The organism is Paludisphaera borealis, from assembly GCF_001956985.1.
In the GTDB taxonomy this organism is placed as follows: Bacteria; Planctomycetota; Planctomycetia; order Isosphaerales; family Isosphaeraceae; genus Paludisphaera; species Paludisphaera borealis.
The window spans coordinates 7,063,207-7,076,354 of sequence record NZ_CP019082.1 but is presented as its reverse complement, the minus strand read 5'-3'; the positions used below and the strand labels follow the sequence as shown (position 1 = coordinate 7,076,354).

Annotated in this window: 10 protein-coding genes; 2 read left to right on the top strand and 8 right to left on the bottom strand. The window is 65.3% G+C overall.

Going from position 1 to position 13,148, the window contains the following annotated elements; all coding sequences use genetic code 11:
- Positions 1–74: 74 nt before the first annotated feature.
- Complete coding sequence (gene icd / locus BSF38_RS27395) at positions 75–1,373, bottom strand: NADP-dependent isocitrate dehydrogenase (protein WP_076350203.1); 1,299 nt, start codon at positions 1,371–1,373, stop codon at positions 75–77.
- A 239-nt stretch (positions 1,374–1,612) separates the two neighbouring features.
- Here icd and BSF38_RS27390 point away from each other — a divergent pair, with 239 nt between their 5' ends.
- Entirely contained in the window at positions 1,613–2,410 is a 798-nt protein-coding gene (locus BSF38_RS27390) for an HpcH/HpaI aldolase family protein (RefSeq protein ID WP_076351532.1), read from the top strand.
- A 21-nt stretch (positions 2,411–2,431) separates the two neighbouring features.
- Here the strand turns inward: BSF38_RS27390 and BSF38_RS27385 are convergent, their stop codons facing one another.
- The 7 genes from BSF38_RS27385 to BSF38_RS27355 all read right to left on the bottom strand — a co-directional run bounded on the left by BSF38_RS27385 (position 2,432) and on the right by BSF38_RS27355 (position 11,591).
- Positions 2,432–3,244, bottom strand: coding sequence for a sugar phosphate isomerase/epimerase family protein (locus tag BSF38_RS27385; protein ID WP_076350202.1), 813 nt, complete (start codon positions 3,242–3,244; stop codon positions 2,432–2,434).
- Between the two features lie 42 nt (positions 3,245–3,286).
- Complete coding sequence (locus tag BSF38_RS27380) at positions 3,287–4,096, bottom strand: SDR family NAD(P)-dependent oxidoreductase (RefSeq protein WP_076350201.1); 810 nt, start codon at positions 4,094–4,096, stop codon at positions 3,287–3,289.
- A 1,432-nt stretch (positions 4,097–5,528) separates the two neighbouring features.
- A complete protein-coding gene (locus tag BSF38_RS27375) occupies positions 5,529–5,858 on the bottom strand; it encodes a hypothetical protein (protein WP_076350200.1) in 330 nt (109 codons plus the stop codon).
- A gap of 14 nt (positions 5,859–5,872) precedes the next feature.
- Positions 5,873–7,657 (bottom strand): ATP-binding protein, encoded by a 1,785-nt coding sequence (locus BSF38_RS27370; RefSeq protein ID WP_145952355.1) that lies wholly within the window; start codon positions 7,655–7,657, stop codon positions 5,873–5,875.
- A gap of 73 nt (positions 7,658–7,730) precedes the next feature.
- Positions 7,731–8,492: a PspA/IM30 family protein gene (locus tag BSF38_RS27365; RefSeq protein ID WP_076350198.1), complete on the bottom strand. Its 762-nt coding sequence runs from the start codon at positions 8,490–8,492 to the stop codon at positions 7,731–7,733.
- Positions 8,493–8,613: 121 nt separating this feature from the next.
- Positions 8,614–10,845 (bottom strand): hypothetical protein, encoded by a 2,232-nt coding sequence (locus BSF38_RS27360; RefSeq protein WP_145952354.1) that lies wholly within the window; start codon positions 10,843–10,845, stop codon positions 8,614–8,616.
- Entirely contained in the window at positions 10,842–11,591 is a 750-nt protein-coding gene (locus BSF38_RS27355) for a TPM domain-containing protein (protein WP_076350196.1), read from the bottom strand. Before BSF38_RS27355 ends, BSF38_RS27360 begins: the two co-directional genes overlap by 4 nt.
- Positions 11,592–12,114: 523 nt before the next feature.
- Between BSF38_RS27355 and BSF38_RS27345 the strand changes: the two genes are divergently transcribed.
- Positions 12,115–13,095 carry a choice-of-anchor A family protein gene (locus BSF38_RS27345; protein WP_076350194.1) on the top strand — a complete coding sequence of 327 codons (981 nt, stop codon included), beginning with the start codon at positions 12,115–12,117 and terminating at the stop codon, positions 13,093–13,095.
- The last annotated feature ends 53 nt before the right edge of the window (positions 13,096–13,148 follow it).

Below are 13,148 nucleotides of genomic sequence, written 5' to 3'. Positions count from 1 at the left end.
CGGTCCCGGAAGGGGGAAGTCCCCGGGGAAAACCCCGGGGACGTTCACAACGGCGCGCGTCGGGCGGCCGGCTGTCACATGTTGGCGATCACGGCGGAGGCGAACTCGCTGCACTTGACTTCCTTGGCGCCTTCCATGAGGCGGGCGAAGTCGTAGGTCACGGACTTCTGGGCGATGGCGCCGTCCATCCCCTTGATGATCAGGTCGGCGGCCTCGGTCCAGCCGAGGTAGCGGAGCATCATCTCGCCGGAAAGGACGACCGAGCCGGGGTTCACCTGGTCGAGGTCGGCGTACTTGGGCGCGGTGCCGTGGGTGGCCTCGAAAACCGCGTGGCCGGTGATGTAGTTGACGTTGCCGCCGGGCGCGATGCCGATGCCGCCGACCTGAGCGGCGAGGGCGTCGGACAGGTAGTCGCCGTTGAGGTTCGGCGTGGCGATCACGTCGAAGTCGGTCGGACGGGTCAAGACCTGCTGCAACGTGATGTCGGCGATCGCATCCTTGATCAGGATCTTGCCCGATTCGAGCGCCTGCTTCTGCTCGGCGTTCGCGGCGGCTTCGCCCTTGGCGGCCTTGGTCCGCTCCCACTGGTCCCAGGTGTAGGTCTGGCCGCCGAATTCGCGCTCGGCCAGGGCGTAACCCCAGTTGCGGAACGCCCCTTCGGTGAACTTCATGATGTTGCCCTTGTGGACCAACGTCACGCTCTTGCGCTTGTTCTTGATCGCGTATTCAATCGCCGATCGAACGAGCCGCTCGGTCCCCTCGCTCGAAATCGGCTTGACGCCGACGCCGGCCGTCTCGGGGAACCGGATCTTCTTGTACGCGCTGGGGAAGTTGTCCTTGATGAAGCCGATCAGCTTCTTGGCGTCGTCGCTGCCGGCCTCGAACTCGATCCCGGCGTAGACGTCCTCGGTGTTCTCGCGGAAGATCACCATGTCGACCTTCTCGGGATGCTTCACCGGCGACGGCACGCCCTTGAACCAGCGCACCGGGCGGAGGCAGACGTAGAGGTCGAGAAGCTGCCGCAGGGCGACGTTGAGCGACCGGATGCCGCCGCCGATCGGCGTGGTGAGCGGGCCCTTGATGCCCACCAGATAGTCGCGGAAGGCGTCGACCGTCTCGTCGGGCAGCCAGTTGTTGAACTGCGAGAAGGCCTTGCCGCCGGCGTAGACCTCCATCCACTTGATCTGCCTCTTGCCGCCGTAGGCTTTCTCGACCGCCGCGTCGAACACGCGCACGCTGGCTCGCCAGATGTCGGGGCCCGTGCCGTCCCCTTCGATGAACGGAATGATCGGGAAGTTGGGGACGGTCAGCTTGCCGTCCTTGATCGTGATCGTCTCTCCACCCGCCGGAGCCTCGGCTTTCGGGCTCGCCATGAAATTCTCTCCTGATTGTGTCTTGATAGAGTCCGACGCCAGTCGAATCGGGCTCGTCCGGCCGATCGATGATGGCACATTCCCGGCGCATCGGCAAGCGCGAGAACGCCGAGCCCGCGTTGAGGCTGGACGCTTGCCGACCCGGGGCGATCCTGGGAAACTGGGAACTCGACGGCCGAATCCAGCAGCCGATTCGACGCGCCGTCGCTTCGTCCCCTCCTCCAGATCGAGAGACACCGTTGAAGATCAATCCAGTCAAACGCGCTCTCAAGGCGGGCAAGCCGCAGATCGGCACCTGGTTGTCCCTCGGGAGCGTCGCCGCCGCCCGCTACATGGCCCGGGCAGGCTTCCCCTGGCTGACCGTCGACATGGAGCACACGCACACCGACATCAACACCGCCGCCATGATGTTCGGCGCGATCGCCGACGCCGGCTGCATCCCCCTGGCCCGCGTCCCCGCCGGCAAGCATGAATGGATCAAGATGGCGCTCGACTGCGGCGCGATGGGGATCGTCGCGCCCATGGTCATGGATGCCGACGAGGCCCGCGCCATCGTCGCCGCCTGCAAGTACGCCCCCCAGGGCAACCGCTCCGTCGGCGGCGGGTTCCACGCGATCAACTTCGCCGCAACCCCCGAAGACTACTACCGCAAGGCGAACGACGAGATCCTCGTCATCATCCAGACCGAGCACATCGACACCGTCGACCGGCTCGACGAGATCTATTCCGTCCCCGGACTCGACGCCGTCTTCGTCGGTCCCAACGACCTGACGTTCACCATGCGGTCGGCTGACGGAACCTTCCCCACCAAGGAGTTCTTCGAGAGCACGCTCACCCGCATCCGCGAGGCCGCCAAGCGAAACAACCTCCCCTGCGGCCTGCACGTCCTGACCGCCGACGACGCCCTCCGCCGCGCCGGCGAAGGCTGGCAGTTCATCGCCGTGGGGAGCGATCTCAAGATGATGCTCGACGACGCTGCGGTCGTCGTCGGCCGCACCAATCCCGACCGCGAGGCGCAAGACCTGGCCAAATATTGAGCGAATCCGGGCCGGACCGGGTCAGGCCTCGACGAGAGCCTTGATCCGGTCGAGCCCGCGGCGGGCGACGTCGAACGGGTCGTGCGTCCAGAGTTCCTTGTTGAAGATCTCGAACGAGATCGGGCCGCGGTAGCCGATGGTTCGCAGGTTGGCGATGACGCGCGGCAGGTCGGCGATCCCGTCGCCCACCATGACGCGATCGTAGTCGGTCTGGGTCAAGGGATCGGGCGTCGCGGGGACGTCGTTGATGTGGAAGTTCGCCAGCCGGTGGCCCGGGATCTTGAGCAAGTCGTCGACCGAGCCGCCGCCACGGATCATGTGGAAGACGTCGGCGACGATCGTCGCCTTCGCGTTGCGGGCCCCCTGGGCGATCGCCCAGGCGCTCGAGACGCTGTTGATCCCATCGACGAAGCCGAGAAACTCCATCGACGGCGTCACCCCGGCCTGCTCGCCGATCGCCAGCAGCTCGACGAACCGCGCCGTGATGTGCGGGAGGTCGACGACTTCCTGCGGCGGGCTGGCCACGATGTAAGGGCTGCCGAGGGCCACCGCCTGATCGATCCGCCGCCGGCACTCGTCGAGCGCCCGGACGTACTCGTCTCCCTCGGTCGTCGCCCAGCTATGCAGGGCGATGACGCTTACGACCTCTAGCCCGGCGTCGCTGATCGCCTTGCCGAGATCGCTCAGCGAGCCGCCTTTGGCCAGGTATTCGTCGATCTCGTCGTTCCAGGGCTCGATCGCCTTGTAGCCCGCCGCGCCGGCGACGCGGACCTTCTCCAGCAGCGGCGTGGGTTGAATCGTGCTCGTGTTCAGGCAGTAGAGAAACTCAGCCATCGCGATCGCTCCCTGAGGACTGTCGGTGGTTGCGTCTTCGATTCAGTTCTTCTCGATCCGCTGCTTGTAGGCGGGCGTGTGATCGGCCACGTAGACCATTCCCGCGTCGTCGGCGCAGTGGAGGCCCGAGTCGATGTAGAGGATGTCGCCGGTGGTCTTGCGTCCGGCCGGCGACGACAGATAGACGACCGCCGCGCCGATGTCGTCGGGCGTCGTCAGGTTCTTGATCCCCGTGGGGAAGTCGGGACGGCCGTATCGGGCCTGGATTTTACGCTCGTTGGGCGTGTCGACCCAGCCCGGCGCGACCATATTGCAGGAGATCCCTTCGCCCATGCACTCGACGGCGACCTGCCGCGTCAGGCCCAGGAGGCCCGCCTTGCTGATGACGTAAGGAAAGAGCCCCGGCAAGGGCTGCGTCGCGCGCGTCGAGCCGATGTTGACGATCGTCCCCCGCCGCGTCCGCAAGAGCGGCAACGCGGTCTTGATCCCGAGCCAGGCCCCGCGCAGGTTGACGTTCAGCGTCTGGTCCCACATGGCCTCGTCGGTCGACTCGATCGTCCCGCGGGTGCTGATCCCGGCGTTGTTCACCAGGACGTCGAGACCGCGGTGCGCTTTGGAAACCTCGGCGATCGCCGCTTCCCAGTCGGCGGCCTTTGTGACGTCCAGGACGATCCCCGAGGCGTCGATCCCCTCCCCTTTGAGTTCATCGGCCGACTGATGGACGAGGTCCTGCTGCACGTCGGCCAGCCAGACGGCGAAGCCCGACGCCCCCAGAGCACGCGCGATTCCCAGCCCGATGCCCCCCGCCGATCCCGTCACGAGGGCGACCCGCCGCGTTTCGCTGTCGGACATGACTCGCTCACCTTCTCGATAACCCGAAAACGCCGCGCGAACGACCTTCGGCGCACGCGCGTTCCGCCCACTATCGGGCTCTCGGCCCGGCAGACCATGATGAACGGCGGGCGGGGCGTCGTCAATCGCGTGGGCCGTCCTTGTCTTCCCGGAATCGTCTCGGAATCCTGGAATCAAAATGCGAACGGTCCGGCATTACGCGTTGAGAACCACGAGGCAACCCGAAGGGCTCGACCGATGCGATCGACACGACCAGGCGACGTCGTCCGCGTTCGCGGCGTGAAATCCGGATCGGACGATTCACCACGGAGGACGGGAGGATGCGGAGGGAAGAAGAGAATCCCGATCCTCCCTCCTCCCCGGATTTCCTCCGTGTCCGCCGTGGTCGAAATCACCGGCTGGCCGATTTGGGATTCTCGATCGTGTCGCGGAGTTCCCAGAGGGCTTAAACCTTCTTAAACGCTGAGTCCGTGAGTTGTGTAGATACCTATGCCCGTGGCGAGAGGAAGCGCCCGGTAGGGCCATCGTGCTTGGATCAAGAGTGGTGGACGCCGAGGGGGGGGACGCCAGTGAAACTCCAACCCGATTCGTTTGTAGGAGACGTCGCGCGGATTCCGCCGCCTTTCCTAACGATCAAAAGGGCGATCGCGTCGTATGTTCTAGATACGGGAAGCTCCGTCCGGAGCGTCCGGGCTCGTTGGCAATTTGGCATCGGTGAAGGTGAAGCCGCCGTCGAACCATCCCAAAACCGCGCGAACCAAGCCAATCGGCCAGGAGACGGCCGGGGCGGCGGAATCGGGGTCGAGAACCAACGAATTCCGCGCGATCGAAGCCAATCCGGCAGGGCTGGAATGAGCACCGCCATTCGTCCGAAAGCATTACAGAGTTAGAGTTTAGGGCAGCGAACGACGCCCCGCCAACTCGAGGCGACTCCTGAGTTTCGCAACGAAGGAAGCCAATTTCCTCGCCTCGGGACGGCGGGGGGGGGAAGTGGGAGGAACGGCGGAATTCCGCGCGATCGAAGCCAATCCGGCAGGGCTGGAATGAGCACCGTCATCCGCCTGAAAGCATTACAGAGTTAGAGTTTGGGGCTGCGAACGACGCCCCGCCAATTCGGGGCGACTCCTGAGTTTCGCGACGAAGGAAGCCAATTTCCTCGCGTCGGGACGGCGGATTCCGCGTGATCGAATCGTCATGCCGCGCCCGGAAGCCCCTCCATGAAAAGAGTTGGGTGGCCTGGGTTCGGTTTCCGCCCCCAGGGGAGGAAGCCTCGGCCCGCCTCCCCTGGGTCGAGTAGGAACCCGGGCCACCCAACTCCGTCCCAGTCGAGACCCGGCGGTGCAATTGCGGATGAGGAGTGTTCGACCACCGTGGCGTTCGAAGAAAAGACTGTGCTGTATGTATGGGATTCACCCCTTCTCCGGCGTCGCGGTCAGCCTCGGAACTTCGTCTTGGGGGTGGCGTCGAGGATGCCGTGGATCGTATGCATGACGTTGTAGGCGGTCAGCTCGCAGAGCAAGTGGGTCACTTCCTCGTGGAGGTCCGGGTCGAGTTGGGGCTCGATCTTCTTCATGAGCGCGACGACGCGCGCTTCCTGATCCCTCAGCTCATGCTTGTCGATCTTGCCGTCGGCCATCGCGTCCATGAACGTGGTCAGCTTCTCGGCGTACTGATGGACGAGCGGGGCTTCGCTGGAGTCGTCGAGCCAGGGCGTACGGAACCGCGACTTCTCTTCGCCTTTGTGATCGTGATGCTTCGACATGGGTTCTCCCTTGGTCATTCCTCGATCAGTTTTCGGATCGCGGCCATTCGCTCCTGAGCCTTGGCGCGCGCGTCGGGATGGCTCAATCGTTCCTTCCAGTCGGCGGGGAGGAACGACATCGACGTGCATTCGAGCACGGCGGCCAGCTCTTGCTTCTCTTTCTCAAGCCCCTGGGCCGAGGGGACGAAATCGTCGATCGCCTGCGTCACGTCCTCGCCCGAGACCTGGTCTCGCCCCTTGGTCAGGGCCAGGCGCTTGGCCGAGAGGACGATGCTCTCGATGTCGGCCCCGCTGTAGCCTCGCTTCGACAGTCCCTCGGGCAGCACCGCGGGGTCTAACTGGAACTTGTTCTTCTTGGCCATGACCTTGAACATGAAATTGACTTCGCCGTCGTCGCGCGGGTTGAACAGCGGAAGATGCACCTCGGCCCTCCCCTGCCGCTTCAGGTCGATCGGCAGGAGGTCGGGACGGCTCGTCAGGAGCATCCAGATCAGCATGCCACGATACCGGGTGTCGCCCATCTGGCTGGCGATCATCGAGAAGACGCGGCTCGACGTACCCGAATCGCCGCCTCCCTCGCGCGTGCCGAGGGCCGCGTCGGCCTCGTCGATCACGATCACCACCGGCCCCATCGCGCGGAGGACGGTGAGAAGCTGTTCGAGGTTGCCCTCGGTCTCGCCCACGTACTTCGAGCGGAAGTTGCGGAGCTTGACGCACGGGACGCCGACCGATCCGGCGAAGCACTCGGCCAGGTAGGTCTTGCCGGTGCCGACCGGGCCGCAGATCAGGTAGCCCATCGGCGAAGCGTCGAGCCGGCCCTTTTCGAGCAGGGCCGCGTCGTCGACGAGCCGCTGCTTGACGCCGTCGTTGCCGACGAAGTCGTCGAGCGTCTGCACCGGCTCGACGAACTCGACCAGCCCCCGCGCCTGACGTTCGATGAGCCCCTTCTTGAGCTTCTTGAGGCTCGCGGAATCGAGCTTGATGTGCGACCGCTCGGCCAGGGCCAGCAGTCGTTCGAGGCTCACCAGATTCAGACCGCTGGTCAGCTCGGCGAGCTGCTCGGGCGTGAAGTTGGTCAGGTTTCCGAGCTTGCCGTCGCGGCCGTCGAACCAGTCCGCGAACCCGCGTCGGTCGTCGCCGGTAGGCATGGGCACGTTCAAGGTCGCGACGTGCGGACTCCCCACGAGCCGCTCGTTGACCTCGCTGAGCTGGTCGGAAAGCAGGCAAAACGCGATGCTGAAGCTCTTGATCTTCGGGTCCTGGGCCCACGACAGCAGCCGAACCAGCCGCGCGCCCAATGGGCCGGTGAGCTGGGCCAGGTCGCTTGAGGGGGTCAGGTACTGGGCGTGATCGAAGACGACGGCGATCCTCAGTTGCTTGGCGGGGTCTTCCTCCATCAGGTTGCGCTGGATGAGATGATCGAGGAGCGACAGGAAGGCGTCGGGATCGCGCGGCCAAGTCTTGAACTCGCCGATCCGATTGGAGAGCAAGGCGATCATCTTGTCGCGGCGGTCACGGTCGCTGCCCGCGCACACGTCCGGGCCGTTGCTCAGGTCGTAGCGGATCACGAGGTCCCAGTCGGCGAAGAGCTGGATCGCCAAAAACTCGTCGAGGCGGCCATAGACGACCGGCTCCTTGTTTGACTGGCGGACCAGATCATGGACGTTGCCGTGGAAGACGAACAGGCAACTCGTCCCGGCGTAGAACTGCTCGGCGAACTCGCGCGCCCAGCTGGGGAACCAGGCGGGGACCGATGCCGCCGCCTCCCCGCTGAGCAAGGTCCTTTGGTCGGTGCTCACGAAAGCCTGCTCCTGGCCGGGGCCCAAGGGATTCCCGAACGCGAAACGACGCCGAACTCACGATCGATCTCGATCAAGGAATCTCGGGCAGCGGTTCGAGCTGCTTGGTCGAGGGGCCGAGTTGCTTGGGTGCGGGCCTTGCGCCGACGGTCTCGGGAGTGGCCAGACCTTGCTCCTTTTCGAAATCCTTGAGCGCGTCCTCGGCGAGCGTCTTCTCGATCGAGATCTCGCGCTTGATGTCCTCGACCCCTTCGCCCGACAGATCGGCGGCCACGCGGACCCGGCCCCGGTTCTTGTCGATCTGGTCCTGAATGATCTGCTCGGCCTGGCCGAAATCGGTCGTGACGTTGAAGTTGAACTGGGTCGCGATCTGCGATAACTCGGCCTCGGCCCGGCTCATCTTCAGGTCGGCGTCGTACTTGTTGATCTTGTGCTTGACCGCTTCGAGCTTCTCGACGGCGTGCTTGATCTTCAGCAGGTTGTTCTGATAGGCCTGCTCGTGGATGGCGAGCTGCTTCTCGTTCTCGGCCATGTCTTCCTTGGCGCGGCGAAGGTCCAGGGCGAACTTGGCCGCCCCGTCGCGGTCGCCGGCGTTCAGGAACGCCTTGACCTTGGCTTCGAGCGTGGCGACGACCTTCGTCTGATTGTCCACCTGCCGCTGGACCCGCTCCACCAGGGCGCGGTACTGGGCCAGGCCTTCGCGGCCCTCCTTGAGCTGCTCGACGGAACGATCGTACTCAAGCTGCATCTCGGCGATCGGGTCGTAGCCGCGAATCGCGTTGGCGAGCTTGTTGAACTGCGCGGCGACCGCGTTCCAGAGTTTTCCGAGAATCATGATGTCACCCGTTTTGTGGCCTGATTCGTCCGCTGCGGTTGAAGGTATCCTAGTCGATGTTTATCGGGTTTTCCACGAGTCCCGCACAGGCCGTTGAAAACCGAATTCCGACGGCCTCGGTTCACCAGCTCGACTCGCTCGTTTCGCTCGACCACGAGGACGACGACGAATCCGAGCCCCCGGCGCTGGGCGCCGCTGGCGCGTCTTGACCGCCCGTGGCGAAGCTGGAGGCGCCTCCCGATTCCGAAGCCGCCCGACCGAGCATCGCCGCCGCGGCTCCTGTTGCAGCGCCCATGCCAAACGTGTTGAATCCCGCGACGCTGCGCTGCTGGTCGGCCTGGATCTGCATCTGCCGAAGATAGGCTTGCTGGACCGCCTGATTATGCGCCTGCCGGACCTGCTGGACGGCGGCCCCCGCCGTCCGGATCGCTTGCTCGTAGTTCTGGGAATGGTAGAGCCGCTGGGCCTGATTCAGGAGCGACTCCGCGCCGGCGGTGCTCAGGGTGACTCCCATCGAGAAGTAGGTCCGGGCCTGGCGGATCGTCCGAGCGGCGTCGGAGATCTCGGCCTCGGCCTGCCGGGCCAGGCGGATGTCTTCGCGGGCGAGTTGCTCCGAGTGGTCGAGGTCGGCCCGCGCGCCCCGGACCTGGTCGAGCAGCCTGGGCCATTCATTGCCGACGCGGGTGCTCTCGTCGCCGACCCGGTTCAAGACCTCCTCGGCGTTCCGATAGCGCTGGTTGGCCGCCACGCGGTCCTCGCTGTGACCAGCCAGAAACGCCTGGACCCGCGTCGCGTTCTTGCGGGCCTCGTCGTACTCGGAGGTCAACAGCTCGTAGATTTTGAGGTCGGCCTCGGCCTGCGACTGGGCGATCGAATACTCCTCGACCGCCTTCCCCAGAAGCTGGCGGATCGTCGGCCAGTCGGGTTGACTCCCAGCCGACTTCCGAGCGACCTGCCGCCTGGCCTCGCCGGCCGATTCGAGGCTGGCCCGAGCCTGCGGGCCGACCACGTGGTCGTACTGCGAGAAGAACGCATCGGCCTGGCGGTCGCGGTCGTCGAGATCGGCGGCGAGCTTCCGCGACTCGTCGCGAAGGGCTTTCAAGCCGCTGAGCCGCTCGCCGACGGCGTTCATCAACCGGAAGACGGCGTTCTGCTCCTGGGCGAGCTGACCGATCAGCCGCGCGCCCAGAAGGTACTTCTGAGTCGAACCGTCAGCGGCCTGGGCGGCTTCCTGGGCCTTGCGGTCGAAGGTCTCCAGAAGCGCCCGGGCCTGCGCCAAGTTTCCGGCGACCACCTGCCACGAGGCGGGGGCGAAGTCGCGCTTCAGTTCCTGCTCGAAGGCGTCGTACTGGGCCAGAGCCTCGCGCAGCCGCCGCGTCTCGCGCTCGCGTTCGGGCTGCTCCCGCGCGCACAGCCCCTTCGCCTGGATCACGGCGTCGAGCGTCCCTTGCGCCTCCGTCGCAAGCTTGCGACCGGCTTCGAGCCGGTCGGCGGCCGCGTCGGGATCGCCGGCCTCAAGAGCCTTCTGGAGTTCAGCGATCGCCTGATCGGACCGGGCGATCAGATGATCCGGGGCACCCCCTTCCTCGACCAGTTTCAGGCCCTGGCGGCGCTGGTCGGCCACGTCGGCCCGAAGCTTATCAAGCGCGGCGTGAACCTGCTTGCCGTCGTCAAGTCGCCCCAGGACGTTCGCGGCGCGTTCCCGGAGCTTCGTCGCGGCGGCCAGGGCCTCGCCGAGGACCGCCTTCGCGCCCAGGGGGTCGGGCGTGAGGATCTGCCCGGCCTGGTTTTCCAGGGCGGCGAGTCGGTCGATCTCTGGCTGGTAAGGGGCCGTCGGCAGGTCCGCCTTCCGCACCTCCGCCACCTTGGCGAGCGCCTGCGATCGGCCCTCGACGACCGTCGCGGCGGCCGACCGCGCTTCTTCGTGTGCGTTGTTGAGCTGGTCCATCGCGGCGTTGCAGGCCTTCGCGCCGGCCTCGACCTCGTCGAAGACCTTGGAATCGGAGACGAGTTGATCGGCCTCGGCGAGTTCCTTGCTCCCTCGGGCGCCTCTCCGCTGCGCCTTGTCGACGACGTCCATCACTTCGAGCCAACGATCCCAGAGTTTGCCGAGGTCGTCCTGCACCTTCTGAAAGTGACCGAGGGTTTGCCCGGTCATCGGTTCCTTGAAGTCGGCGTCCTCGATCGTCAGCGTTTTGAGGCGGGCCTTGAGCGCGTCGAGCCGGTCCATCATGTCGACGGCCTTCGCGCGGTAATCCTTCAGCTTGGAATGGAAGCTGCCACGCGCCCGCCGCCGCGCCAGCCAGACGAGGCCCATAATCATCAGGCCGATCGCCACGAACGAACCGATCAACGACCACGCCAGATCACGGCCGGTCGTCGACGGCGGCGGGGGAGCGACCGGCGCGACCGTCGTCGACGCCGCCGCATTGCGATTCGTCGGCCCGGGCACCGGCGGGACCGGGATCGACGTCGGGCTCGCGGTCTTTGCGACTTGCGTCGCCGGCGGCTTCGGCGACTCGCCCCCCCCTGGGAAGCGACGGCCTTGGTCTCGGAATCGCCGTGCGCGGCCAGAAAATTGTTGGTCGAGGTCAGCAGCGCGGAGAGCGCCCCCGGGTAATCGTTTTCGCGGGCGAGTGGAATGAAGGCGCGCTGGACGATCTCGCCGTCGATCGTCGTTCCCTTGAGGCCGAACCGATCGCGGAGCAGCGAGCCCGGATGCACGGCGACCTGACGGTTGTCGAGAGCCGCCACGACGACGACCGAACGCTCGGGGTCCAGCTTCAGGTTCTTGGCCTTCGCGTCGCGCCGCCATGAGTCGTAAAGCCGGTCGAGGTAGTCGCGGGTCGCGTGCTGGCCGGCGCCGGACGACTTGACCACGACGACGAAATACGACTGCGGCGACTGTCGTTCGAGATCCTTGATCGTCCGCGCGACCGACTCGTAGTGGTCGGGCACGTCCTTCACATAAAGCCGAGCACCGGTGTACACAGGCAACGGAGTCGCCTCCTGGGCGGTCGCCGGCTCCCAGGCCGCGAGCATCGTCGCCGTCGCCGTTGCGAGCACCACCGATCGGATCACCCGAGCAATCGCGGTCATGACGCGGACCCACCTCGATGAAGGGGACGGGAAGACCACGGCCGAGGAACCTGGCGAGGCCTTCCCCACGACGATGCGAGACGCAGCAATCAGAGTATCCCCGCCGAGGCCCGGCTTCAACCAGCCCTTCCGAGCCGTCCGCATGCCGCTTTCCACCACGGCCCTGTTGCCGGGCGTCGACGCTCGATGCCAAAAGGCAACGCGAACGGTGGAGCAATTCAACGCTTCTATCGATTGCAAGCCAACCAGCTTGAAACAAGCTTAAGTCGGCCTATCATTCCAACGTGCATGCAGCCCTGAATCCTTCATGAACGTCGCAACGTCGCATCGCTTCGGCCCTGCAATCCAAGGCTTCCCACCGGATCGCACCCCAATGACATGAGACCGCGGTCGCGCGGCGTCTGCGCGACACCTGATTTTCGCGTCTTGTCAGGTAAGCCGCGAAGGTTCGTTCTCGCCCTTGTTGAGCCTTGGGGCGCGAGCACTTCGCGCCTTCCGTTTTTGGATGACTTTTGGAGAGACTATGAAAGCTCCGCGTATTCTTCTGGCCCTGATCACCCCCGCCTTTCTGACCTGCTCAGCGTCGGCCGGGAGCCTGCTGAACTCCTGGAACATCGTCACGACCGGGGGACTCGCCGTATCCGCCAACACCGAAACCGAAGGCGCCGTGCGGGTCGGCGGCAACTTGACCGCGTCGAGCCAGTATCGGGTCGCCATCCATACGCCGACCGTGGACAACGTGAACAACCTGATCGTCGGCGGCAACGCCACGGGCGCCCTGACGATTCAGAACGGCAACGCCCTCATCGGCGGGACCCTCACCGGATCGATGAGCCATCCGAACGGCAGCTACAGCACGAACGTCGCGGCGGTCCAGGGCATCGGGGCGGCCGACGCCGCCGTTTTACAGAGCGATTCGAGCGCGTTCCACGCGATGACCGCCAACAACACCGTTTCGTTCCCGGGCGCCCAGCCGCAAGGGGTCAATTTCACCGTCGGGGCCGTCGATGCCGTCAATCACGTCGCGGTCTTCGACATCGCGGGATCGAGCCTGTTCAACAACGGCAATATCCAGCAAATCGGCCTGGGATTCGCGAACGGCCTCGGCGAGTCGTCGGTGTCGTCGATCGTAATCAACGTATCGGGAACGTCCGCCCTCGCGTGGGGGAACACAGGGAACTTCGTCGGCTTATTCGCCGACACCTGGGCCCGCACCCATGTGATCTGGAACTTCTATGAGAACGCATCGAGCATCACGTTCAACAACAAGTCGTTCAACGGATCGGTCCTGGCGCCGTTCGCGGCCATCACGACGGACACCCAGTCGTTCCAGGGGGCGATCTTCGCCAAGTCGCTCACCCAGGGGGGCGAGGTTCATCAATACCTGTATCAAGGCTACGACCCCAACACCAGCGCGGTCCCCGAGCCGACAAGCCTGGTCATGCTAGGGGTTTCGGCGGCCTGCGGTCTTGGTTACGGCCTCCGCAAACGCCGGATCGCCTGACGATCCCGTCCACCGACTTCAGAGACCTCGAAGAGCCCCACGTTCGCGTGGGG